This window comes from Pseudoxanthomonas sp. CF125, from assembly GCF_900104085.1.
Taxonomy (GTDB): domain Bacteria; phylum Pseudomonadota; class Gammaproteobacteria; order Xanthomonadales; family Xanthomonadaceae; genus Pseudoxanthomonas_A.
Genome location: NZ_FNLD01000002.1, coordinates 196456 through 220893, shown reverse-complemented (window position 1 = coordinate 220893; position 24438 = coordinate 196456). Strand labels below are relative to the sequence as shown.

Genomic DNA, 24438 nt, shown 5'->3' with positions numbered 1-24438 from the left:
GGGCAGGCATCGGCCAAGTTGGATCAGGAACCGTTCGCGACCCCCGTAGCATCGCGCCACGCGCAACTGATGCGCCTGCGGGCACTGGAACAGCCGGCACGTGGGCAGCTGCGTTTGGCCAGCCTGTGCACGGTGCTGTCCGGCTGGCTGCTGATGGCGCAGGCCGCGGCGATCGCCTGGTGCATGCAACAGGTGCTGGTTTCGCAGGTTGCACCGCGCGACGGCGTGGCAGCGCTTGCCGCGTTGCTGGCCGTTGGATTATTGCGGACTGCATTGGGCTGGGGCGCGCGGCATTTCAGCGACTCGGCGGTGGAAGCCATCCGCCTGGAGCTGCGCGCGCAGCTCATGCGCAGGCTTCTCGGCCGCGGGCCCTTGTGGCTGCGCCAGCGCCGTAGCGGGGAACTGGCCGAACTGATGGGTACGCATGCCGATGCGATGGAAGGCTATTTCGGCGGCTATCTGCTGGCGCGCACCGAAGTGATCGCGGTGCCGCTGGCATTGCTGATCGCGGTCTTCTGTGTGGATCGCATCGTCGGCACGATCCTGCTGGTGACGTTGCCGCTGGTTCCGGTCTTCATGATGCTGGTGGGCTGGGGCGCGGAAGCGGCCAGCCGCCGACAACTCAAGGCGCTCGCGCGCATGGGCGGGCATTTCGCCGACCGCCTCCGCGGACTAGGCGTGATCCGCCTGTATGGCCGCGGCGCCATGGAACTTGAAAGCCTGCGCGGTGCGGCCGAAGACGTGCGTGCGCGCAGCCTGAAGGTCCTGCGCATCGCCTTCCTGTCGTCGGCGGTACTGGAATTCTTCGCCTCGCTCAGCGTGGCGATGGTGGCGGTCTACCTGGGCCTGAGTTACCTGGGCATGCTGGATTTGCGTGCCGCTCCATTGACTCTGGGCGCCGGCGTGTTCTGTTTGCTGCTTGCACCGGAATACTACGCGCCGTTGCGCCGATTGGCCGCGCATTACCACGACCGCGCCAACGCGCTGGCCGCACTCGATGAAATCGAAACCGCCATGGAAGATTCCACCGCCACAGAAGACGTGGGAGCGGCGTCCCGCCGCGAGCTCTTGACTCGCGCAAGCGCACCGGAGGTACAACCACAAGCAAAGGCTCGCGGCGGGACGCCGCTCCCACAGACCGCGCTTCCGCTCAAGCCCGTTGCGATGATTGAAGTCCGCGATCTCGCCTTGCGCCCACTCGGTGCGCAGCGCAACGTGTTGGCGCATCTCTCCTTCGATCTTGCCGCCGGCGAGCGCCTCGCACTCGTCGGCCCCAGCGGCAGCGGCAAAAGCACGCTGCTCGATGCGCTCGCAGGCTGGCTTCCGGTCGCGGGCGGACATATGGCCATTCCGCAGAACATGCGCATCGGCTACGCCCCGCAGCGACCTTATCTGTTCCATGGCAGCATCGCCGACAACCTGCGCATGGCGCGTCCGCAAGCTACCGAAGCGGAACTGCGCACCGCCGCAGAAGCCGCGCAAGTGATGCGTTTCGCCAGGAACCTGCCGGACGGTCTGGATACCATGATCGGCGAACGTGGATTCGGCCTGTCCGGCGGCGAAGCGCGGCGCATCGCGCTGGCGCGCGTGTTCCTGCGCGATCCGCAACTCCTATTGCTGGACGAGCCCACTGCATTCCTGGATCCGGAAACAGAAGCCGCGCTGCTTGCCGCATTGGCCGAATTCGCACACGGACGCACGCTGGTGCTGGCCACGCACAGCCTGGCGGCGACGCGCGCGGCGGACAGGATTCTGTGGCTGCCCCAAGGCGTCCTCACCGCGCGTGACCAAACGCCATGAACGTCTTCAGGCTGCACGCACGCTCCATCGCGATGACGATCCTCCTGTTGCTGCTCACGCTGCTGGCGGGTACTGCGCTGCTGGGACTGGCCGGCCATTTCCTGACCGCTGCCGCATTGGCCGGCGTAACCGCGATGGGCTTCAACTTCTTCGGTCCTTCCGCCGGCATACGTGCGCTGACCTTCGTGCGCATCCTGTCGCGATACGCCGAAAAGCTGGTCGGCCATGACGTGACTCTGCGACTGGCGCGCGATCTGCGTGTGGATTTCTTCCGCAAAGTACTGCCACTGGCGCCGCTGGGATTGGGAAGGCATCGGGTGGGAGACCTGCTGGCGCGGCTGGTGGCCGATATCGAAAACGTGGACGGCTTGCTGGTGCGCGCCGCCGGCCCGCTGCTGGCGCTATCGGGATTGGGATTGACCGCCGTCGTAGTGACGGGATTGCTGTTGCCCATCGCAGGGGCGTTGCTCGCCCTGGTTCTGGTTTCGCTGGGCGTCGGCATTCCCTACGTCATCGTCCGCAGTGCAAACAATGTCGAAACAGCCAGAGCGCACGCGCGCGCAGACCTGAGGACCGCCGTGCTGGAAGGGCTGGAAGGGGCGACCGATCTTGCCGCCCTGGAAGCGACCGGAGCCTGGATAGAACATATCGACGCAGCCACTGCGCAAGTCGCCCGGCGCGAGCGCGAACGCAAGGCGCGCCTGTCGCTGGGCACCGCCCTGCATGCGAGCGTCGTTGCGGTTTCGCTGCCGGCCATGCTGTGGTTGCTGCTGGACGCCGCGTACGATGGCCGCCTGTCGCCGGCAGCGGCGGGCGGTCTGTTCTTCATGACCGTCGCCGTGTACGAAGCCGCCGCCGGCATCGGACTGGCCTGGCAATCGCTGCTCGCCGCGCGCGCTTCTCAGCAGCGCCTGCGGCAGATCACCGCGCTGACGCCGCTGGCGATGGACGCTGCGATGGCCTACCCCGTTCCCCCGCATGCGGAACTGGAATTCCGGGAAGTCCGCTTCCACTGGCCCGACGATGCGCGCGAGGTATTGCGGGAAGCGAGTCTCCGCGTCGCTCCCGGACAACGTGTCGCACTCGGCGGCGATAGCGGCGCCGGCAAGAGTTCGCTGCTGGCGCTGGCGCTGCGGCTGTGCGATCCGCAAAGCGGATCGGTGCGTTACGGCGGCGTCGACCTGCGCCAATTCGCCCAGGCCGACTGGCATGCGCAAATCGCCTGGTTGCCGCAGGACGCGGCTGTGTTCGCCGGCAGCGTTCGCGACAACCTGCTCATGGGCGCGCCGGGGGCCGACGATGCGCGGCTGTGGCAGGCACTGTCGCAAGTGAAGATGGAAGGCGCGATACGCGCGCTACCGGAGGGACTCGACGCGTGGGTCGGCGAGAATGGCGCCACGCTTTCGGCGGGCCAGTCGCGACGCATCGCGCTCGCTCGCGCATTGTTGCGCGACACGCCGTTATTGCTGCTGGATGAGCCCACCGAAGGGCTGGATACCGATACCGCCAACGAACTTCTACTGGATCTGGCGCAGGCAAGCGGTTCGCGCACGGTGCTGATGATCAGCCATGACGAACTGCCGGCAGGGATGGTGCATGCGAGCTACCGATTGATCGATGGTCACTTGGCGCTCAAAAAATAAAGAACGTCATCCCGACGAAAGCCGGGACCCAAGCCGCACATCGATGGAAAGTTGGGTCCCGGCTTTCGCCGGGATGACGGCTTTTTTATCTCGCGCCCGGTTTGCAGGCTCACGCCCGTGCTTCCGCCAACGCCAGCAAACGCGTGGAATCCAGCAACTCAATGCGATGCGGATCGCTTGCCGCGATCATCCCGTCCTGGCGCAGCTTGGTGAAGCTCCGGCTTACCGTTTCCACCGTCAGCCCAAGATAGTCGGCGATATCGGCGCGCGTCATCGGCAATACCAACTGATTACCGCCCAGACCCTGGCGCTGGCGGCGCGCGGCCATGTCCAGCAGGAAACCTGCCAAACGCTCCAACGGCGTCATTCGTGCCAGCGCCATCAGATTGTTGCGGGTCGCATCGAGTTCGACGCAGGCCCGCTCCAGCAGTTCGTGTTCCAGTCCGGGGTGGCGTTCGCACAGTTCTCGCATGTCGGCCTGGGCGATGGAACACAGCACGCTGTCGCTGATCGCTTCGATGGAGTGCCGGTAGTGGGAAGCGCCGCTGAAACCGATGAAATCGCCCGGCATCAGGAATCCGGCCACCAGCCGGCGGCCGTCGGGCAACACGCGGATGCGGCGCAGCGCGCCGGAAGTGACGGTGAAGACATAGCGCCGCACATCGCCTTCGCGGGCCAGCATCTGCCCGGCCTGCAGGCGGACATCGCCGGCCATCGCGTCGAGCGCATCGGTTTGCACGGCCGAAAGCGCATCGCAGACCGCCAGATGGCGCACCAGGCAGCCGCTGCAGGCGTGCGTCCCGACGCGACGCGACGGCGCCGCCACCCGGATCTGGCCGGGAACATCCTTGCCTCTGGGGCTGCGCAGGACGGGAGAATTCATGTCAGCAGTGGGGTTTCCCGTGCATGCGGCAATGATACTCCTCGCCCTTTCTGAACGACCCATGCCGGCGGCGCGAGCATTCGCGGCCGGGATCGGTTACAGTGCGCCCCGTTTGCAAGCGGCCGTCCGTTTCCCTTCGGGTTCGCCGGCGCCTTCAGGTCACATGCCTTCAACGTCATGGACCGATGCGCCCGCCCCCACTCCGACGCCATTCGCCTTGCAGATACGGTCCCGCCGCTTTGGCGCCGGCCGCATACATTTCTCGCAGCGCGGTTCATCGGGAACGCTTCGGGCAATACCTCGATCCTCACTGGTCTTCTGCCGTCCGCGCCTTGCGTGGACGACCGGGGCCGTTTCGATCGGAATACTGGAGCTTCATCGAATGTCTTTTGAAAACCTCGGGCTTTCGCCCTTCCTGCTGCGTGCCCTGAAAGAACAGGGTTACGAGAACCCCACCCCCATCCAGACCCAGGCCATTCCGCTGGCCCTGGCCGGCCACGACCTGATGGCCGGTGCGCAGACCGGCACCGGCAAGACCGCCGCGTTCGGCCTGCCGCTGCTGCAGCACCTGGGCACCTCGCCGCAGGCCGTCAACGGCCAGCGCAAGCCGCGCGCGCTGATCCTGGCCCCGACCCGCGAACTGGCCGTGCAGGTGCACGACAGCCTGCGCGACTACAGCAAGTACCTGCGCATCCCCAGCACCACCATCTACGGCGGCGCCGGCATGGGCCCGCAGCAGGACGCGCTGCGCCGCGGCGTGGACCTGATCGTGGCCACCCCCGGCCGTTTGATCGACCACATGGACCGCCGCAACGTGGACCTGTCGGGCATCGAGATCCTGGTGCTGGACGAAGCCGACCGCATGCTCGACATGGGCTTCCTGCCCGCGATCAAGCGCATCCTGACCAAGCTGCCCAAGCAGAACCGGCAGACGCTGCTGTTCTCGGCGACCTTCGTCGACAGCATCAAGCAGCTGGCGCAGGAATTCATGGTCGAACCGAAGCACATCCAGGTCACCCCCAGCAACACCGTGGCCGACACCATCGCCCACCGCGTGCACCCGGTCGACGGCACCCGCAAGCGCGAGCTGCTGCTGCACATCCTGGCCGCCGATTCGCGCAAGCAGACGCTGGTATTCGGCCGCACCAAGCACGGCTGCGACAAGCTGACCAAGTTCCTGGAACAGTCCGGCATCAAGGCCGCGGCGATCCACGGCAACAAGAGCCAGGGCGCCCGCATCCGCGCGCTGAAGGACTTCAAGGCCGGCCGCATCAACGTGCTGGTGGCCACCGATATCGCCGCCCGTGGCATCGACATCGACCAGCTGCCCACGGTGATCAACTTCGATCTGCCGATGGTCGCCGAAGACTACGTGCACCGCATCGGCCGTACCGGCCGCAACGGTTCGCAGGGCGAGGCGATCTCGCTGGTCGCCCAGGACGAAGCCAAGCTGCTGCGTGCGATCACCCGCATGCTCAAGCGCGATGTGGAAATCCGCGACGTGCCCGGTTTCGAGCCGATGCGTCCGATCCGCTGGGGCAACGACAACCCGCCCAACGAGCGTCCGGGCGGCAACAACGCCCCGCGCCGCGCCAACACCGCACGCCGTCCGCATTCGGATGCGCCGCGCCACGCGCATGCCGGTCCGAAGCAGCGCACCGGCGGCGGCGCGCATCCGTCCGGCGGTCAGCGCGATGGTGCGCGTAGTCCGAACCCGTACCGTCAGGGTGCGCGTCCGGCGCGTTGATCGACCGATAGCAGTCGCATGTAAAGCCGGCCTTCGGGCCGGCTTTTTTGTATGCCGACGTTGGATGTCGCCTACGAAACCAAAAAATAGGGGACGTCATCCCGGCGAACGCCGGGACCCAAGCTCGCCCGCCGCTATCCGGACGCAGGAACGCCTTCTCGCCGATAGTTGGGTCCCGGCCTTCGCCGGGATGACGACCTTTTAATTTACTGCCGACGGTTCGCCTTCGCTTCTCCGTCCCTCACCCTACAATGCCACCCATGGACATCTTCAAAATCTTCACCCTCGAAGCCGCGCACCGGCTTCCCAACGTTCCGCCCGGCCACAAGTGCGCACGCCTGCACGGGCATTCGTTCCGCATAGAAGTGCGCGTGGCGGGCGAGCCGGGTCCGGAAACGGGCTGGGTGATGGACTTCGGCGACATCAAGGCCGCATTCCAGCCGCTCTACGACCAGCTGGACCACCACTACCTCAACGATATCGAAGGCCTGGACAACCCGACCAGCGAACGGCTGGCGATCTGGGTCTGGGAGCGGCTCAAGCCCGCGCTGCCAGCGCTGAGCGAGATCGTGGTCCACGAGACCTGCACCTCCGGCTGCCGCTACCGCGGCTGAGCGTCGTGGGAGCGGCGTCCCGCCGCGAGCTCTTGGTTGGCAAGGCAAGCACAGGCGCCGGCAGGCTCCAAGGTCAGAAGCTCGCGGCGGGACGCCGCTCCCACCGACCTACAGGCTTCATACAAGCGATTGATTCTAAACGGGTACTGACCGTTCGTCGGATTTCCATACGCCTGTTGTTGCATTGCAACAAACAGCTCTGTATGCTGCACCGCAACAAGTCGGTAAAACCCCTTTCAGGAGACATCTACCATGTCCGCACAGATCAACGAACAGTTCACCACCTTCACCCACCAGTTCGCCGCCGCCGCTGCGCGCGCCAACCGTCTGGCCCTGGAAAACGCCGAGACCGTGTTCGGCGTGCAGCTGAAGACCTTCGAAAAGAACGTCGAAGCCACCACCGCATTCTTCGGCGAATTGTCGGAAATCCGCGATGTCGAAGCCTACAAGACCGTGTGGCCGAAGGGCCTGCAGATCGCCAAGGAAAACGCCGAGCGCTTCGCCGCTGCCGGCCAGGAAGTGATCGGCCTGACCTTGAAGACCAACGAAGCCCTCGGCCAGCTGGCCAAGAGCCAGTTCGAAGCCGCTAGCGAAACCGCGCAGGCGACCGTTGCCAAGGCGACCAAGGCCGCCAAGGGCAAGTAAGCAACACGCGACACCTCGTCGTTTTATTGCACGGGTCCCTCCCCCCGTGCAGCCGACCCGGCAGCCCCCACGCTGCCGGGTTTTTTATTGCCTGGATATCTGTAGGAGCGGCGTAAGCCGCGATGAAGCCTTACCGGTAGAGCTTCATCGCGGCTTACGCCGCTCCTACAACGCGCCCGGATTCAGGGCGCACGACAAACCCTCGGCATCCATTGCGCGATCATGCGGCAACCTACCCCAGCAAGGCGCGCGCAGGCGCTGGCGGAGCAGTTCGAAATTCTCGTCCTGCCGCTGCATGTCCGGATCGACGTGGTTGGCGATCCACCCCACCAGTTCACAGCCATCGGCGGCGATCGCGCGCGCGGTCAGCCGCGCATGGTTGAGGCAGCCCAACCGCATGCCCACCACCATCACCACCGGCAAGCGCAGCGCATGCACCAGGTCCGCCTGATCCAGCGTGGCCGACAACGGCGCCGCCCATCCGCCGACGCCTTCCACCACCACGGCATCGGCCATGTCCCGCAATCTCCGGAAGGCCGAAGCCAATGTTTCAAGTTCGATCTGCACGCCCGCTTCGCGCGCGGCGATTTCCGGCGCCAGCGGCAAGGGCAGCGCGTAGGGATTCAGATCGGTATAGGCCGGCTGCGGATCGCTGGCGGCCAGCAAGGCCAGCGCATCCTCATTGCGCCAGCCCGCCTCGGAGCGCTCGCATCCGCTAGCCACCGGTTTCATGCCCACGGCGCGCAAGCCTTGCGAGCGCAGCGCATGCAGCAATGCGGTGGAAGCGACCGTCTTGCCGATGCCGGTGTCGGTGCCGGTGATGTAGAAACCGGTCATGCGCGAATCAACGACCATCTTCGCTTTGCATCCACCGTGGAGAGGCCTTTTACCGGTTTCGCCGCCATTCTTCGTTCTCTCTTGAGAATGGGCCAATCATAAGGCTCCCAACGCGCCCGTCCCGGGTAACGGATAGAATCCAGCCATGTCCTTCGCCACCCAGACCCTGTCAGGCAGCAAGCCGGAGCAGTACGCACAGCTCGTCGCCCAAGCGCGCGCGCTGATCCAGGGCGAGCCCGACCGCGTGGCCAACGCCGCCAATCTGGCCGCCCTGGTTTATCACGCATTGCCCGATCTCAATTGGGTCGGCTTCTATTTCTACGATGGCGCCGAACTGGTCGTCGGCCCGTTCCAGGGCTTGCCCGCGTGCGTGCGCATCGCGTTGGACAAAGGCGTGTGCGGCGCCGCCGCGCGCACCCGCCAGACCCAGCGGGTGGCCGATGTGGAAGCCTTTCCCGGCCACATCGCCTGCGATGCGGCCTCGCGCTCGGAGCTGGTGGTGCCGCTGGTGCACGAGGGCGCGCTGGTCGGTGTGTTCGACCTGGACAGCCCGCGCGTCGATCGTTTCGACGAGCAAGACCAGCAGGGTCTGGAAGCCATCGCCCAGGCCTTCCTGGAATCCCTGCAATGACCGCCGCGCCCCCGATCAAGATGCGCAACATAGGCCCCAAGTCCGCCGCCTGGTTGCGCCAGGTGGGCTTGCGCACCCAGCAAGACATCGCCGCCGCGGGCGCGGTGGAGGCCTTCATGCGGGTCAAGCGCGCCGGTTTCCGTCCCAGCCTCAATCTGCTGTACGCGCTGGAAGGCGCCCTGGCCGACTGCCACTGGCAGGAAGTGCCCGAGGCGCGCCGGCAGGTACTGGTGGCCGAATACGAAGCCGCCGCCGCCCTGCTTCCCGCGCCGCGTGGACGCCCCGCCGCTTCTCCAGTCACCACCACCCATCACGAACAGCAGGACCACGACGCAGCGCCCGGATTCGACCTGTTCGATTCGCCGGGCGAAGACGGCGGCGAACGCGAAGACTGAACTGAGCACGGGGCACGCCAGGCGTGCCCGCCCGCCGCGCATCGCGTACACTGCGCGCGCTTCAAGGTGACCCTGCGGCACGCGCCAACGGGTTGAAACGGGAAGCCGGTGAGTCGTTCCGACCCAGGTCGCGAACCACGAGTCCGGCGCTGCCCCCGCAACGGTAAGCGAGCCAGCCAGAGCATCAGCCACTGCACGCAAGTGCGGGAAGGCGCCGCGGCCGAAGCCGCACTCCCACGAGTGTCCGCTTCAACTCGCAAGCCCGGAGACCGGCCCTGGAGTTCACTGGTTGCGATGCGGCGGGCATTGCGGCGGCGGTCCGCGCTGCGGCCTTCCGTTCGTGTTTCCCCCTGCTCGCGACTCCACCACACCATTCCGCGTACGGGTCGTGCGCGGTGGAGAAGTTCGCCATGCAGCACCGTCTTTCCGTTCCCCCCGCGTTCCACGTCCTTGCCGTCGCGATCGTCCTCGCCCTCCCCTCGATAGCCCAGGCGGAAATCGCCGCCGACGCCACCGACCTGGATGAGATCGTGGTCACCGGCACCCGCACCGAGGTCGCCATCGAAGACAGCCTGGTGCCCGCGCAGGTGATCGACCGCGAGGAGATCGAACGTACCCAGGCGCGTTCGCTGCCGGAACTGCTCAAAGGTCGCGCCGGCATCAACATGACCAACCAGGGTGGCCCGGGCAAGCTGACTTCGCTGTTCCTGCGAGGCGCCGAATCGGATTCGGTGCTGGTGCTGATCGACGGCGTACGCGTCGGTTCGGCCACAGCCGGCACCACCATGTTCCAGGATCTGCCGGTCGACCAGATCGAGCGCATCGAAATCATTCGCGGGCCGCGTTCGAGCCTGTACGGATCGGAAGCCATCGGCGGCGTGATCCAGATCTTCACGCGCAAGGGCGGCGACGGCTTCTCGCCGCATTTCCGCATCGGTGCCGGCAGCCACAATCTGCGCGAAGCAAGCGCGGGCTTCAGCAACCGCGGCGAGCGCGGCTGGATCAGCGCCGAAGGCGCGTATCAGCAAACCGACGGCATCAATGCCTGCAACGGCTCTGCCACCCTGTTCCAGGGTTGCTTCGCCGATGAGCCTGACCTGGACGGCTACCGCAATGTGTCGGTGTCTCTGCGCGGTGGTTACGAGTTGACCGATGCGCTGGCCGTGGAGGGTCACTTCCTCAATGCCGATGCGGATAACGAGTACGACGGCAGCATCTTCGGCGGGAACGAAACCGAAACCACCCAGCGCGTGGCCGGCGGCAAGCTCACCTGGACGCCTTCGGACCGGGTCAAGGTCGCCGTGCAGGCTGGACGCGCCTGGGACAAATCCGACGCCTATTTCAGGGAAGCGGGCGTGCGTACTTACGTCAACACCTTCGATACCCAGCGCGATACCGCATCGGTGCAGGCCGATATCGCACTGAGCGAAGGGCAGTTGCTGACTGCGGGCGGCGACTGGCAGCAGGACCAGGTCACCAGCACCACCGCCTTCACCATCGACAGCCGCGACAACACCGGCGTGTTCCTGGAATACCAGGGCCGCTTCGGCGCGCATCAGCTGCAGGCGAGTGTGCGCAACGACGACAACGAGCAATTCGGCAACCATGCCACCGGCAGCGTCGGCTGGGGCATGGATCTGAGCCACGGCTTAAAGCTCAACGCCAGCTACGGCACCGGCTTCAAGGCGCCGACCTTCAACGACCTGTATTACCCGTTCGGCGGCAACCCGGAATTGGAGCCAGAAGAATCCAAGAGCCTGAATATCGGCGTCGGCCAGTACGCCGAACGCTGGAACTGGACGTTCAACGTGTTCGAAACGCGCATCGATTCGCTGACCGGCTACGACAGTTTCTTCAACCTGGTGCAGGTGGACAAGGCCCGCATCCGTGGCGCGGAGTTGACCTTAGCCACCTCGCTCGCCGGCTGGGATCTATCGACGCAGTTGAGCTATGCCGACCCGCGGGCGCGGGCGAGGCTGACTGCGGAAGGCAACGACAACCCCAACTACGACAACCTGCTGCCGCGCCGCGCGCCGCGCACCGGCCGCATCGACGTGGATCGCAGCTTCGGCGACTTCCGTTTCGGCACCACGCTCAACGCGGCCAGCGCTCGCTACGACGATGCCGCCAACAACGTCCGTGTCGGTGGGTACGCGACGGTGGATCTGCGCGTGGAATACGCGGTGAACGCCGAGTGGACATTGCAGGCGCGCGCCACCAATGTGTTCGACCGCGAATACGAAACCATCGCCTGGTACAACCAGCCCGGCCGCGAGTACGGATTGAGCCTGCGCTATCAGCCGGCGCGTTGAGAGAGCCCCTCTCCCATCGGGAGAGGGGTTGGGGTGAGGGTACGGCGCGAGCATCAACAGTCGGATGCTCCGTACCCTCATCCGCCCTACGGGCACCTTCTCCCGCAGGGAGTAGGGTTGAACCTCCGCCGTGCATGCTCAAGTGGCGGCAAGCAACTCGCGCATGTCGTCGATCACGCGCACTCCTTTCACTGCATGCGGATCGAAGCCGCGCAAGTACCCATAAGTCACCAGCGCCATCGGCATTCTGGCTGCCACCGCCGTCTCCACATCGGTGGCCGAATCGCCGACCATCAGGCACTGCGCCGGCTGCAGGCCGAAGTGTTCGACCACATGCAGCAGCGGCATCGCACTGGGCTTGCGCTCGTGCAGCGTGTCGCCGCCGACGATGACTTCGAAATAGCCCCCCAGATCCAGCGCATCGAGCAGCGGACGCACGAAGCGCTCCGGCTTGTTGGTGCACACCGCCACCGCGACGCCGCGATCGCGCAGCGCCTGCAGGGTTTCGACCACGCCTGGATAGACCGTGGGGTACAGCAGCAGGCATTCGGCGTAGTGGACCATGAAGCCCGGCATCACTTCGTCCAGGTCGATGGTCTTTCCCGCATGCGCGAACGCGCTGGTCACCAGGGCACGCGCGCCGTCGCCGATCCAGCCGCGGATCACCACCTCCTCGACGCGCGGCAACGACCAGTCCGTCAGGGTACGGTTGACCGCTTCGGCGATGTCCGAGGCGCTGTCGACCAGGGTGCCATCGAGATCGAAGACCACTAGCGAGTAAGGAAAATCCAATTCGTGCTCCGTATGGGGTTGTAGATCATGGAAGAACTTATATGCCGTTCGCAGTATTTCTGTCTAACCACACCCGCCGTAGGTCGGGGCTACGCCCCCGACGCACGCGCGAGTTCGGCGTCGGGGACGTAGCCCCGACCTACCTGCGTGGGCGTGCAAAAGCAAATTCTCGAAGATGGCGGTCCGGAGCGAATGCACTATTCGGGCACCCTTTCGCCTCGGCCTTCCTCGAACAACGACCCCTGCGACACAGCCTCCTCGCGCTCGCGGAATCCGCCAAGACCCACGCCAACCAGCCGGTACAAAGTGCCTTCCGGCTGCTGGACGCGCTCGCATAACGACAAGGCGATCTCGGTGAATGCATCCAGCGACGACGGGGGCGCGTCGGGTGTGAAGCTGCGGGTAAGAATGCGGAACTGCGAAGTCTTCAGCTTGAGCACCACCGTGCGCCCCACGCGTTCGGTCTTGCGCGAGGCTTCCCAGGTCTTGACCGCGAGCCTGCGGATCGTGGGCGCCAGTTCTTCCAGCGGAATATCGTGTTCGAAGGTGTCCTCGGCCGAGATCGATTGCACCGGCTGATCCGGCTGCACCGGCCGCTCATCGATGCCGCGCGCGCGCCGGTACAGCGAGGCGCCGAAACTGCCGAAGTGGCGCTGCAATTCGTCCATCGGATATTCGCGCAGGTCGCCGACGAGTTCTATGCCCAGGGCCGAGAGCTTGCCCTGCATCACCTTGCCCACGCCCGGGATCTTGGCCACCGGCAGCGGCGCCAGAAACGCTTCCACCCGCTGCGGGCGTATCACGAACTGCCCGTCGGGCTTGCGCCAGTCCGAGGCGATCTTGGCCAGGAACTTGTTCGGCGCAATGCCGGCCGAGGCCGTGAGCGAGGTTTCCTCGCGGATCTGCCGGCGGATTTCCTCGGCGATGGCGGTGGCGCTGGGGAAGTCGGTCTTCGGCTCGGTGACGTCCAGATAGGCTTCGTCCAGCGATAGCGGCTCCACCAGGTCGGTGTGGCGCAGGAAGATATCGCGGATCTGCTTCGAAGCCGCCTTGTAGCGCACGAAATCCGGCGGCACGAAGATCGCCTGCGGGCACAGGCGCTCGGCACGCACCGCCGGCATCGCCGAACGCACGCCGAACTTGCGCGCTTCATACGACGCAGCGCACACCACCGAGCGCGCGCCGCGCCAGGCCACCACCACGGGCTTGCCGCGAAGCTCGGGATCGTCGCGTTGTTCGACCGACGCGTAGAAGGCGTCCATGTCGATGTGGAGGATCTTGCGCACTTGCGCATTATGCCCGGGCCATCGAGGCCGCACGAACGGGCCCAAGCACGTAGGTCGGGGTTACATCCCCGACTCTGGATGCACGCGCGTCGGGGGCGTAGCCCCGACCTACGCAACTCTGTGCCAGGGGCAAAGTCGCTGGGTCCCCACCTTCGCGGAGAAGACGAACCAAGTGCTTTGGCTTTGGCTGTTGCTCTTGCTCTCCCTCCCGTGAGGCGCGGCAAGCAGGTCGGGTAAAACCCCGAAGGGGCGGCGCACAGGGATGTGCGCCGTTTCCGGAGGCGCAGGAGGCGCCTTACGGAAATTCCCGGCCTGCTTGCGGACCCGGCGGCTCCATCGCCGGGCGCGCCGTTAGGGTGTGTTTCTTTGGTTACTTTCTTTGCACAAGCAATGAAAGTGACTCGCGCAAAGCGCGAAACGCCTTGCTTTTAGGCAAAAACAGAGAAAAGATCAAGATCAAGATCAAGATCAAGATCAAGATCAAGATGGATCCCAGCTTGCGCTGGGATGACGTCGCATTGTTCTGTGGGCCTACACAAGAGTCGCCATATCGCCGCCTTCGCGGGGACGACAGACCCATAGTTACTCTTCAAGTGCGCCCGACAATTCCCCATGCAACAACCTATGGAACAGATGCTCCCCCGCCTCCCGGCGGATCGACAAACGCCCGGTGGAATAAGCGCGCGAGTTCAGCCCACGCTGCACCGACTTGCAGATGGCCATGTCCTCGTCCTGGATGATGTTGCCCACGTCGATGCTGGCGCGGTTGCGTTCGGCCGCCGCCTCCGACACATCGGCGAAATAGAAATCGAAGATGACCTCGGTGCGGTTCAAGCCCAATGGCAGCACCAGGTTCACGTCCATCTGGCCTTCGTACCAGTTGACCATGAAGTTGGGATGCAGCCAGTAGTACAGCGCGCGGTCGCCGCCGCGCACGGACGAGAAATCGGCGTGGTCGCCGTCCTTCACCATCGGGCTGGACTGCAGGCAATGATGCATGCCGTTTTCGATAGTGTAGTTCTTGAAGTCCAGGACGCTGTTGAGGCCCTTGTGCAGATGCGGTACGTGGTAGCCGCCATCGAGATAATTATCGACGAACACCTTCCAGTTGCAGTCGAAGTAGTAATGCCGGCGCTCGAACCAGTGCAGATCCTGCAAGCGCAAGGCGGCGAACTCTTCTATCAGCTGCGGACCCAGGAATTCCTGCAGCCCGGGGCCTTCGGCATCCAGCCGCACGAATACCCAGTTCTCCCACACCGCCGTCGCCACCGGCGCCAGTCCATGCGCGCTGCGGTCGAAGTGGCACTCGCTGTTGAAGCTGGGGGTTCCCTTCAGCGCGCCTTCCAGCGTGTAGGTCCAGCCGTGGTAGGGACAGCGCAGGTTCTTCGCGCAGCCCGACGCCTCAGTCATCACCGCCGCGGCGTGGTGGCGGCATACATTGAAGAAACCGCGCAGCACGCCATCTTCACCGCGCACCACCAGGATGGGCTCGCCGGCGATCTCGCAAGTGACGTAATTGCCGGGATTGCGCACCTGGTCCACGCGGCCGGCCATCTGCCAGGTGCGCGAGAAAGTGGTCTTGCGTTCCAGCGCCGCGATGCCTTCATCGATATACCAGGAAGCCGGAATGGTGCTGGCCTCGGCCAGCGGCAACGAGGGGTCGTACTGGGCGATCAGGTCTGCGACGCGCTTGGGCATGACGGACTACCGATGATGGCTGCCCCTACTGTAGCCGACGCATGCGCATGGATCATCTGTAGCCGATCTCTCCCGACAGCGGCACCCCGCTGCGGGTGAAGATGCCGGCGCCGGTGGCCAGCAGCTGGTCGTGTTCACCGCGCAATTCGGCCTGGGCGAAAAAGATCCGTCCCGACTGGTGGGTCAACGTTCCCGTCGCCGTGAGCATGCCGCCGCGGCAAGGTCTGAGGAACTGGACGTTGAACTGCAGCGTCGCCAGCAAATAATCGTGCTCGCGCGAATTGGCGGCGAAGAAGGCCGCATCGTCCAACATGCGGAAATAGGCCGAGCCGTGCACACCGCCGGCGGCGTGCATGAATTCCGGGCGGGTCCTGAAAGTGACCGTCGCCGAGCCCTCGCCCACGATCGCACGGGCGCCGTAGAGCCGGCTGACCGGCGCGTTCTCGAACAGCGTTTGCAGGCAGAGGAAATGCGGCGATTCACTTGCGATCGACATCGGCAAACTCCAGCGATGCCATCGAAAGGACTCTCTCCCGCCGGGAGCCGGGGGACGGATGTCTCAGGAAGCGCCGAGGGAAGCAGAGACCTTCCCGCCGGGAGAGAGCGAAGCGTCGGAAGGCCGTGCCACCACCCTGATCGCAAGAACCGCCGTCGGCTTCGGCCATCATCCTGGCTGGCCTGCCGGTACCCGCGCCACGGGCATGGGAGAGGGAAACCACCCCCTTTATGGCAGGGGTGGCCGGCCTGTGCCCTGCCCACCTCATGCCAGTCCCTCGGCCGCGAGCGCGGCCTGCACACCGGCATCCTGCTGCATGCGGTGGCGGAAACCGGCCAGATTCGCCAACCCCTCCAGATCGACCCGGAAGGCCGCCGCCCATCGCAACATGATGAACAGATAGGCGTCGGCCGCACTGCGGAAACCGGCCAGCCAGTCGCGCCGCTCCAGCTGCGCGTCGGCGCGCTCGAACAGGCGTCGCAGCTTGAGATGCGAACTCGCGTGCAGCGAGGCGTGTTGCGCCGGATCGGCGATGTAGCTCATGGGTGCGAAGAAGGTGCCGAACACCGGCTGCATGTCGGCGTTGCACAGCATCAGCCAGCGCGTGGCCTCGGCCCGCTGACGCGCGCTGCCATCGCCGAACAGTTGCGCTTCGGGATAACTGTCGCCGACGTAGTTCAGGATGGCGACGTTCTGGGTGAGCAGGAAATCGTCTTCCTTCAACGCCGGCACGGTGCCGGCCGGATTCAGCGCCAGGTAGTCGGGCGATTTGAGTTGCTCCGGCGTCAGCACCTCCACCTCGAAAGGCTTGCCCGTCCACTGCAGGGCGATATGGTCGGCGGTGGAGCAGGCACCGGGAATGGTGAAGAGTTTCATCGGATTTCCATGGGTTGGGGGAGGGAAAGTCGTGCGGCGGTGCGCGTGGAAAGCGCGCTACTGCACCGTGCGCGTCGTACGCGCTATCGCCGGGCGCGCGCGCAGATACAGCCAGATCGAATGCAGTTCCTGATCCGATGCCTGGCCCACCGCGCGCCAGGGCATGAAGGCGCTGTCGATGTCGCTTCCGTCGGGACGTTTGCCGGTGCGCATCGCGGCTACGAAGTCCACTTCGCTCCACGCGCCCAGGCCACTGGCATCGGGCGTCAGATTGGCGGCCGGCGGCGCGCTTGGTCCGCCATGGGACATGGGACCGCCGCCGAAGTCGCTACGATGGCAGCCGGTGCACAGTTGTGCGGCGTGTTCGCCATAAGCAATGGTGCCCAGCGGCGGCGCGGCGGCGACTGCAGGCCTGGCATGGTCGATCGCTTCGGCCGACAGGAAGCCTTGCAGCTTTCCGCCGACCAGCAATGCGCGTCCAAGCGGCCCCATGGCGCTGGCCGGCGGCGTGCGCCGCACATACGGCAGACCAGCGAGATAGGCCGACAGCGCTTCTATTTCGTGTGCGCTCAAATGCGTGAACTCTGCCGACGGCATCATCAGCAACGGCCGCGACTGCATATCCACGCCGTGATGGAGCGCCCGATAGAAGCGTTCGTGTTCACGCGCCGGATTCGATTTCCCCGGCTCATGGGTCAGGTTGGTGCCGACCAGGCGCGCGAACGGCATTTTGTCCAGCACCAGCTTGCCGCCGAAGTCCTGGCCATGGCAATCGGCGCAACCGCGCGAGCGCGCCAGCTGCGCGCCCTCGGCGGCCAGCGCCGCGCGTGGCGGCGCGAGCGGCACGGACACTTCGTAGTCGTGCCGCAGACGTCGCTGGCTGAGCAGATAGACCGCCAGTACGGCGATCGCCAGCGAGGCGGCGATCACGATGGAAAAACTTTTCAGGTAACGCTTGAGTCCGGGGTGCATGGTTCACGCTGCGATCTGCGACGACGGTCATCCTCGGCGCTCGTCCCAACGCTCCGCCACCCTCCTTGCGCAGTGCGCACGCATCCGTGGGTCGGTGCCGCGCACCCCCTTCGCGTGCGTGTCGCCGCATGCGGGAGTTTGCCTAATCTGCTGGCATGGAGATTGAATCGACATCCGCAACCGCGCAAACGCCAGCGCCGGCAACGCATAACGGGCGTTCCCGGACAGGGCGCCGCCGCGCCGGCCACCCCTCACTCTTGGCAGGGCCGCGACCCTGTCGCCGGTCCGCATCGCCGGCGGTGGCGCGGCGTAACATGGGCCAACAGTCCGCTTGGGGATTTCCCTATTCCGCGCCATGGCAACGGACCAAGACCACGCACGCCGCCCGCAACTCGAACTCCTTTCCGAAATGGTCGGGGAAATTTCAGGAGAACTCGCGTTGGAGCCATTGCTTTCGCGCATCGTCGAACGCGCCTGCAACCTGATCGGCGCCGACGACGGCGTGATCGGGCTGTACGTACCCGAACGCGATGTCATCCGCACCGCCGCCAGCCACAAAATACCGGCCGACGAGCTGCTCGACGAACTGCCGCGCGGCCAGGGCCTGACCGGACGCGTGCTGGAAACCGGCCAACCGCTGCGCGGCTATTACAGCGACCTGCCGCACGCCGCACGCAAAGCACCCGAGGGCATGCATGTGATCGGCATGCCCATCCGCGCGCACGGCCAGCTGATCGGCGTGTTCGGCATCGGCACCCATGCGCCACGCACGCTGGATGCGCGTGCGCAGGAGCTGCTGGAAATCTTCGCCCGCCATGCCGCCATCGCCATCGAAAACGCGCGCCGCTACAGCGAAGAAAAACGCCGCGCCTCGCGCTTCGCCCTGCTCGCGCGCGTGGCTGCGCTGGGTGCGGCGGGACCGGACCTGGACAGCCTGCTGCAGAACGCTGCCGATGCCGTCCACGACACCCTGGACTATCCCAACGTGGATATTCCGCTGCTGGATCCCGAAGATCCGCAGACCCTGCTTATCCGCATTCGCGGCGGCGAATACAAACGCCTGATCAAGCACCAGGACCGCCTTCCGATCAGCCAGGGCATCATGGGTGCGGCGGTACGCGAAAGACGCCGGCAACTGGTCAACGACGTCGCCGCCGATCCGCGCTATGTATGTCCGCCCGGGGTGCAGCCGCCACTGGCGGAGCTGGCCATTCCCATCGTCTATGGCGACGAAGTGCTGGGCGTGCTCAATGTGGAAGGCGACCGCTGCTTCGACGAGCTGGATTGCGCCAGCCTGGAAATCGTCGCCGAGAACCTGGGCATGGCCATCGTCAATTCGCGTTTGTTCGAACGCGCCACCGAAGCGGCGGTGCTGGAAGAACGCCAGCGCCTGGCCCGCGACCTGCACGACAGCGTCACCCAGATCCTGGCCTCAATGAGTCTGATCACCCAGTCGCTGGCCGAAGCCTGGCGCCGCGATGCGGCCGAAGGCGAACGCCGCATCGAGCGGCTGGGCGAACTCTCGCGCCTGGCTTTCGGCGAGATGCGCGGACTGCTGCACGAACTCTCGCCACGTTCGTCCGCCACCCGCGCCGCCGGCACGCCGAGCAAACGCCCCACCTTCCCGCACCGCCTGCGGCGGATGATGTCGGCGATGGTGCCGGCGCAGGTGGAACTGCACCTCAACCTGGGCGACTACCAGCCGCAAGCCACGACCCACGAAGATGCGTTGCTGCGCGTGTGCCAGGAAGCGGTGTCCAATGCCATCCGCCATGCTTCGCCCTCGTCGATCCGCATCGAGACCCTGCTCAGCAGTTCCGGCATCCGCCTCAGCATCACCGACGACGGGCGCGGCATCGGCGAGGCCACGCATCAGGGCATGGGCATGAACAACATGCGCGAGCGGCTGTCCGAACTGGGCGGACGCCTGCGCATCCTGCCCGGCCTGCCGCAGGGCACGCAGATCCTGGCCTACCTGCCGCGTTTCGACCGGAGCAAACCATGAGCGACGTTATCCGCATCCTGTTGGCCGACGACCACGCGGTGGTCCGCGAAGGCCTGCGCGCACTGCTGGAACAGCAACCCGACCTGCGCATCGTCGCCGAAGCCAGCGACGGCCCCGGCGCATTGCGACTGGTCGCCAGCGAAATGCCCGACGTGATCGTGCTGGACATGAAGATGCCGGGCGCCACCGCGGTGGAGACCATCGCCGCGATCAAACAGCTGCGCCCGCGCACGCAGGTGCTGGTGTTCACCAGCTACGCCGAGGATAGCCAGGTGCGCGACGCGCTCACCGCCGGCGCCACCGGCTATCTGTTGAAGGATGCGCTGTCCGAGGATCTGATCCGCGCGGTGCGCGAGGTCAACGCGGGCCGCGCCTGGCTGCATCCGCAGGCGCAGCGGCAGATGCTGGAATGGATGCGCCGCCCGCCCTCGCAGATCGACAGCCTGACCGCGCGCGAGCGCTCGGTGCTGGGTCTGCTGGCCGAAGGCCAGAGCAACAAGCAGATCGCGCGCAATCTGGGGCTCACCGCCGGCACGGTGAAAGGCTATGTCAGCCAGGTGCTGGAGAAACTGGGCGTGGCCGACCGCACCCAGGCTGCGTTGCTGGCGCACCGCGAAGGCCTGCCGCCGGAGTGATCCGGCCGCGTTGCGCTCACTCCGTCGCCAATGCGTCCGCCGGACGCTGGCGCCCGTAAGCGAGCCTGCGCCACAGCATTTCCATCGGCCCCTGCGGATTGAACTTCAGCCACGCGCGGCACAGCAGCGCCAGGCCCAGGAACACCGCCAATGCGATCAGCAGGCCAACGCCGTAGCTGACCCGTTGGAACAGGCCGAAGCCGATGCCATAGAACAGCGTCACGCACACCAGGCTCTGGCTCAGGTAGTGAGTCAAGGCCATGCGCCCGCTGGCGACGAACAGGTTTCCGCTGCCGCGCAGCTTGCGCCAGTACAACGCGAATGCGGCGAAGTAAGCCAGGCTCAGCAACGGAATCCCGACCGAACCCATGGCGATCGACAGCAATCCTTTCGCGCTGGCCGGCAGCAAGGCATCGTTGCCGCCCAGCGCGGCGAAGGCCAGGTTCATCGGCAGCCCCACCGTGACGCCAATCAGCAGCCAGCGCCGCAGCATCGGGCGAAGAGCCTCGCGCGCCAGTGGCAAACCTACTCTGCCGGCCCAGGCACCGAGCAAGAACATGCCGAAGATGCGCAGCAGCTGGAAGCGGTAGATGCGTCGCACCCAGGCGAACACGTAGATCATCGCGTTGGACTGCACCACATCGCCGTAGCCGCCATGCGCATAAGCGTCGATGATGGCGGCGAAGCGGGCGCCCCCTTCCGGCGCGGCGGTGGGCGCGGCATGCGACAGCTGCACGATCAGCAGGTAGCCGGCGTAGAGCCAGACCGGCGCGGTCAGGCAGAAAATCGCCGCGCCCAACAGTACGCGCGTGGACACTTTGCGGAACCACAACAGCGCGAAGCCCATCAACGCGTAGAAATTGAGGATGTCGCCAAACCACACGAACACTGCGTGCGCCAATCCGAACACCAGTAACCAGGCCATGCGGCGGCGGAACACGCTGCGGAAATCGCCGTCGCGCTGTTCGGCGCGCTGCAGCTGCATGGCGAAGCCCAGGCCGAACAGGAACGAAAACAAGGAATAGAACTTGGCTTCCACCAAGGCGTGCACCAAGTATTCCAACACGCTATCGGCACCGCTCCACGGCAATGCGGCCTTGCTGGCGGGATCGACGAAGGCGTAACCGCTGAAAGCGGTGAGGTTGATCAGCAGGATGCCGAGCAACGCGAAACCGCGCAGCGCGTCCAGCCATTCGGCCCGCTCGCTGGCCAGGAGGGGCCTGAGCGGCGCGTTGCCCGATGCGGCCGACGGAGCCGGAGGGGTGATGGGCATGGCGATTTCCAAATCCGACGCGCTCATTGTGCGGTTACCGTGGGTGAAGGAAGCGCCTGCAGTCGGCGCACCGCGAGGAAGGCTTCGCTCAGCAGCAGAGGCACGGTCCAGCTCATCCAGCCGAAGGTGGTGAACACCTCCTGCAGGCTGCCCATGCCGTAGAGGCCGGGAATCTTGCCCGCCAGGCGGAAAGTGACGAAGGCGAAGGTGATGATGTAGTTGCGCCGCATCCACTCACGATGGGTGGCGATGTCGCTCTTGCGGATCGCCAGCCAGGCCAGCAGCGCGGTGATCAGCCAGGCACCGATCATGACTGCGAAGGCGTAGGCGGTGGTCCAGCCCAGCGGCGTGGTCAGCACCATGGCGGTCGCGCCGGTGGCGGCCGCCAGCAGTCCGATCAGGTAGACGCGGCCAGTCCAGCGATGGAAGCGCGGATAGGCGCTGCGCAGGCGGCCGACGAACTGCAGCCAGCCCAGCAGCAATGTCAGCACACCGCCGCTCAGGTGCAGCCACAACCAGCCGCGCTTGGGCCACAGGTAATCGTAGATTTCCGGGCGCACTTCCAAGTAGGGAATGACGCTGTGGCGCACGTAATAAAGGGCGAGCAACAGTAGCGCGCCCCAGGCGATGGCCTTGGCGATGCTGCGGCCAGCGCCAAAGTTGGTTTTACGCAAAGTGGTGCGTGGCGCCAGCAGTTCATCCAGCGCGGCGGTAGAAGTATCCATGAGCGTTCCGTCCCGGCGGAGTTGCCGATCCGATCACTCTAGTTCGCACAACTACCATGTTTGCAGCGGAAAAAGTCGGGAGACGGCACTGACTGAGGATAGGGATCGCTCAATGCGTTGCGTATGCAAAGGCATCGCGCCGCGCAATCGCTGCGCTCGATTCCATGGTGGTGTGCACGCCTAACGCAATCCCTTCTTGATTCGCTGCTCCGCAAATGCTCCGCTTTCCGCCGCTCGCAGAATGCGCCGGAAAGTGGGGCACTCCATATGGCTGGGTGCGGAACAACCAGCGGCGTGGCGCAAGGCGTCGCGCATGACGCTGAGTCGGCGGACCGCTTTTTCCAATTCGTCCGCTCGGGTGGCGAGCAACTTGCGGTCTATGCTCGGCTGGCCGTCGGGGCCGAACATCGCAGCGATGTCGTCCAGGCTCAGGCCGGCGGCGCGTCCCATCGAGATCAGCGCCAGCCGTTCCAGCACATTGGAGTTGAACTGTCGGCGCAGGCCTTGCCTGCCGATGGAGGCGATCAGTCCCTTTTCCTCGTAGAAGCGCAATGTCGAAGCCGGCACGCCAGCGCTTTGGACGACTTCGGAGATGTCCAGGCTCTTCACGCGCTTGACCTCAAGTTGGCTTTAAGTTGCACAGTGCGACTTTAGCCACGGGAAGACAAGAGATGGACAAGCCAACCAAGGCGCCGGCGCAGTCCGGCGTGGATCAGAAAACGCTCTGGAACGGGTCGGCCGGGCGCGCGTGGGTGCACAACCAGCGATTGCTGGACCAGCTGTTCGCGCCGTTCGAAGCCTTGCTGGCCAGCGACGGCGTGCTGGGCGCCGCAACGCACGTGCTGGATGTGGGTTGCGGTACTGGCGCCACCACCCTTGCCATCGCGCGGCGGCTTGGCGTGCAGGGCGCATGCGTGGGCATCGACCTTTCGGAACCCATGATCGCCGTGGCGCGGAATCGCGCGGCGCAGGAACAAGTCAACGTACGCTTCTTGGCTGCCGATGCGCAGGCCCATGCCTTCGAGCGAGCGGATTTCGACCTGATCGTTTCGCGCTTCGGCGTGATGTTCTTCGAGGACCCCGTGCGGGCCTTCGCCAATCTGCGCCGCGCCGCGCGCGCAGACGCGCGGCTGTCCTTCATCGCGTGGCGCAGCGCGGCGGAGAATCCCTTCATGACCACTGCCGAACGCGTCGCTGCGCCTCTGTTGCCTAATCTGCCCGTGCGCCCACCGGGCGGGCCCGGGCAGTTCGCATTCGCCGATCCCGACCGCATACGTGCCGTGCTGGCGGAAAGCGGCTGGTCGGACATCGACGTACAAGCGATCGATGTGGCCTGCGCCATGCCGGAAGACGGTCTGGTCCCCTATCTGACATGGCTGGGGCCGGTGGGCCAGCTGCTGCAGGACGCGGACGAACGCACGCGGGCGCGGATCATCGAGCCGCTGCGCGCCGCGTTTGCGCCCTACGTGCATGGCGGCGAGGTGCGCTTCGATGCTGCCTGCTGGCACGTTTCCGCGCGTGCGCAAGGAAGCGCGCGATGAACGGGAAGCTGGATATTGTTCGGTGCGCCATTGCGATCGGCGTGGGCGCAACGCTGGTCATGGATCTGTGGATGTTCCTGCGCAAGCGCTTGTTCGGTATTGCGGCGCTGGACCATGCCCTGGTGGGCCGCTGGTTCGCCTATCTGCCGCGCGGCAGGTTCCGCCACACGCCGATCACGGCATCGCCGCCGGTGCCGGGCGAACGCATAGTGGGGCTGCTGGCGCACTACGCGAGCGGGATCGCTTTTTCGGGTCTGCTGCTCGCTGTCTTCGGCGTCGATTGGACTCGCCAGCCCACTCTGGTTCCTGCGCTGGTCGTCGGCATCGGCAGCGTGGCCGCGCCGTTCCTGCTGATGCAGCCCGGCATGGGCATGGGCATAGCCGCCCGCCTCGCACCGCGGCCTGCGCTTGCGCGCCTCAACAGTTTGGTTACCCATGCGGTATTCGGCGTTGGCCTGTATGCGGCTGGATGGACGATGAAAGCAGTGGATCTATGGTTGAAGGACTTCTGAAAACCTGTTGACGGTCTCTAGAACAATTACTGAAACTGAAAAATTGTCCCGTCGTCCCCGCGAAGGCGGGGACGACGAGTCATTTTTCTCTATATCTTTCGCAGAATCCTTCGCAAATAA

Annotated in this window: 22 protein-coding genes, 1 pseudogene and 1 riboswitch; of the genes and pseudogenes, 12 read left to right on the top strand and 11 right to left on the bottom strand. The window is 65.5% G+C overall.

What is annotated here, in order from left to right; translation table 11 throughout:
- The first annotated feature begins 69 nt into the window (after positions 1–69).
- Entirely contained in the window at positions 70–1800 is a 1731-nt protein-coding gene (cydD, locus tag BLR66_RS10440; protein ID WP_093287755.1) for a thiol reductant ABC exporter subunit CydD, read from the top strand.
- Positions 1797–3443, top strand: coding sequence for a thiol reductant ABC exporter subunit CydC (gene cydC / locus BLR66_RS10435; protein ID WP_093285490.1), 1647 nt, complete (start codon positions 1797–1799; stop codon positions 3441–3443). The genes cydD and cydC overlap by 4 nt, the downstream gene beginning before the upstream one ends.
- A gap of 109 nt (positions 3444–3552) precedes the next feature.
- Here cydC and BLR66_RS10430 read toward each other — a convergent pair whose 3' ends face one another.
- Positions 3553–4326 carry a Crp/Fnr family transcriptional regulator gene (locus BLR66_RS10430; protein ID WP_093285486.1) on the bottom strand — a complete coding sequence of 258 codons (774 nt, stop codon included), beginning with the start codon at positions 4324–4326 and terminating at the stop codon, positions 3553–3555.
- Between the two features lie 382 nt (positions 4327–4708).
- On the opposite strand from BLR66_RS10430, the pseudogene BLR66_RS10425 reads away from it, so the two are divergent.
- The 3 genes and pseudogenes from BLR66_RS10425 to BLR66_RS10415 all read left to right on the top strand — a co-directional run.
- A pseudogene (locus tag BLR66_RS10425) lies at positions 4709–5992 on the top strand (DEAD/DEAH box helicase); the annotation flags it as partial.
- Positions 5993–6333: 341 nt separating this feature from the next.
- Positions 6334–6687, top strand: a complete 354-nt coding sequence (gene queD, locus BLR66_RS10420; RefSeq protein ID WP_093285477.1) for a 6-carboxytetrahydropterin synthase QueD — start codon at positions 6334–6336, stop codon at positions 6685–6687.
- Between the two features lie 252 nt (positions 6688–6939).
- Complete coding sequence (locus BLR66_RS10415) at positions 6940–7332, top strand: phasin family protein (RefSeq protein WP_093285472.1); 393 nt, start codon at positions 6940–6942, stop codon at positions 7330–7332.
- Positions 7333–7497: 165 nt separating this feature from the next.
- Here the strand turns inward: BLR66_RS10415 and bioD are convergent, their stop codons facing one another.
- Positions 7498–8169: a dethiobiotin synthase gene (gene bioD, locus BLR66_RS10410; protein ID WP_093287751.1), complete on the bottom strand. Its 672-nt coding sequence runs from the start codon at positions 8167–8169 to the stop codon at positions 7498–7500.
- A 145-nt stretch (positions 8170–8314) separates the two neighbouring features.
- On the opposite strand from bioD, the gene BLR66_RS10405 reads away from it, so the two are divergent.
- The 3 genes from BLR66_RS10405 (at position 8315) to btuB (ending at position 11507) form a co-directional block, all read left to right on the top strand.
- The gene (locus BLR66_RS10405; RefSeq protein WP_093285467.1) at positions 8315–8800 is read left to right on the top strand and encodes a GAF domain-containing protein; all 486 of its coding nucleotides are present in this window, start codon (positions 8315–8317) and stop codon (positions 8798–8800) included.
- Positions 8797–9195 carry a TfoX/Sxy family protein gene (locus BLR66_RS10400; protein WP_093285463.1) on the top strand — a complete coding sequence of 133 codons (399 nt, stop codon included), beginning with the start codon at positions 8797–8799 and terminating at the stop codon, positions 9193–9195. Before BLR66_RS10405 ends, BLR66_RS10400 begins: the two co-directional genes overlap by 4 nt.
- A gap of 47 nt (positions 9196–9242) precedes the next feature.
- A riboswitch (cobalamin riboswitch) is annotated at positions 9243–9488 on the top strand.
- 117 nt (positions 9489–9605) lie between these two features.
- Entirely contained in the window at positions 9606–11507 is a 1902-nt protein-coding gene (gene btuB / locus BLR66_RS10395) for a TonB-dependent vitamin B12 receptor (protein WP_093285459.1), read from the top strand.
- Positions 11508–11645: 138 nt separating this feature from the next.
- Here the strand turns inward: btuB and gph are convergent, their stop codons facing one another.
- From gph to BLR66_RS10360, 6 genes are all read right to left on the bottom strand, one after another.
- Entirely contained in the window at positions 11646–12299 is a 654-nt protein-coding gene (gph, locus tag BLR66_RS10390; protein ID WP_093285454.1) for a phosphoglycolate phosphatase, read from the bottom strand.
- A 197-nt stretch (positions 12300–12496) separates the two neighbouring features.
- On the bottom strand, positions 12497–13585 hold the full coding sequence (gene dinB, locus BLR66_RS10385; RefSeq protein WP_093285449.1) for a DNA polymerase IV: 1089 nt from the start codon (positions 13583–13585) through the stop codon (positions 12497–12499).
- A gap of 582 nt (positions 13586–14167) precedes the next feature.
- On the bottom strand, positions 14168–15283 hold the full coding sequence (locus BLR66_RS10375) for an aromatic ring-hydroxylating oxygenase subunit alpha (RefSeq protein WP_093285438.1): 1116 nt from the start codon (positions 15281–15283) through the stop codon (positions 14168–14170).
- 52 nt (positions 15284–15335) lie between these two features.
- Positions 15336–15779, bottom strand: coding sequence for a PaaI family thioesterase (locus BLR66_RS10370; RefSeq protein WP_093285433.1), 444 nt, complete (start codon positions 15777–15779; stop codon positions 15336–15338).
- A 264-nt stretch (positions 15780–16043) separates the two neighbouring features.
- Entirely contained in the window at positions 16044–16655 is a 612-nt protein-coding gene (locus tag BLR66_RS10365; protein WP_093285428.1) for a glutathione S-transferase family protein, read from the bottom strand.
- A 57-nt stretch (positions 16656–16712) separates the two neighbouring features.
- Positions 16713–17627, bottom strand: coding sequence for a c-type cytochrome (locus tag BLR66_RS10360; RefSeq protein WP_093285424.1), 915 nt, complete (start codon positions 17625–17627; stop codon positions 16713–16715).
- Positions 17628–17982: 355 nt separating this feature from the next.
- Between BLR66_RS10360 and BLR66_RS10355 the strand changes: the two genes are divergently transcribed.
- Together BLR66_RS10355 and BLR66_RS10350 are read left to right on the top strand one after the other, a co-directional pair.
- On the top strand, positions 17983–19632 hold the full coding sequence (locus BLR66_RS10355) for a GAF domain-containing protein (protein WP_093285419.1): 1650 nt from the start codon (positions 17983–17985) through the stop codon (positions 19630–19632).
- Positions 19629–20267 carry a response regulator gene (locus BLR66_RS10350; protein ID WP_093285414.1) on the top strand — a complete coding sequence of 213 codons (639 nt, stop codon included), beginning with the start codon at positions 19629–19631 and terminating at the stop codon, positions 20265–20267. The genes BLR66_RS10355 and BLR66_RS10350 overlap by 4 nt, the downstream gene beginning before the upstream one ends.
- A gap of 16 nt (positions 20268–20283) precedes the next feature.
- Here the strand turns inward: BLR66_RS10350 and BLR66_RS10345 are convergent, their stop codons facing one another.
- The 3 genes from BLR66_RS10345 to BLR66_RS10335 all read right to left on the bottom strand — a co-directional run bounded on the left by BLR66_RS10345 (position 20284) and on the right by BLR66_RS10335 (position 22874).
- Entirely contained in the window at positions 20284–21540 is a 1257-nt protein-coding gene (locus BLR66_RS10345) for a DUF418 domain-containing protein (protein ID WP_176943837.1), read from the bottom strand.
- 23 nt (positions 21541–21563) lie between these two features.
- A complete protein-coding gene (locus tag BLR66_RS10340; RefSeq protein WP_093285404.1) occupies positions 21564–22265 on the bottom strand; it encodes a DUF2306 domain-containing protein in 702 nt (233 codons plus the stop codon).
- A 180-nt stretch (positions 22266–22445) separates the two neighbouring features.
- Positions 22446–22874, bottom strand: a complete 429-nt coding sequence (locus tag BLR66_RS10335; protein ID WP_093285400.1) for a helix-turn-helix domain-containing protein — start codon at positions 22872–22874, stop codon at positions 22446–22448.
- A gap of 62 nt (positions 22875–22936) precedes the next feature.
- On the opposite strand from BLR66_RS10335, the gene BLR66_RS10330 reads away from it, so the two are divergent.
- Positions 22937–23806: a class I SAM-dependent methyltransferase gene (locus tag BLR66_RS10330; RefSeq protein ID WP_093285395.1), complete on the top strand. Its 870-nt coding sequence runs from the start codon at positions 22937–22939 to the stop codon at positions 23804–23806.
- Positions 23803–24318: a DUF2938 domain-containing protein gene (locus tag BLR66_RS10325; protein WP_093285390.1), complete on the top strand. Its 516-nt coding sequence runs from the start codon at positions 23803–23805 to the stop codon at positions 24316–24318. The genes BLR66_RS10330 and BLR66_RS10325 overlap by 4 nt, the downstream gene beginning before the upstream one ends.
- The last annotated feature ends 120 nt before the right edge of the window (positions 24319–24438 follow it).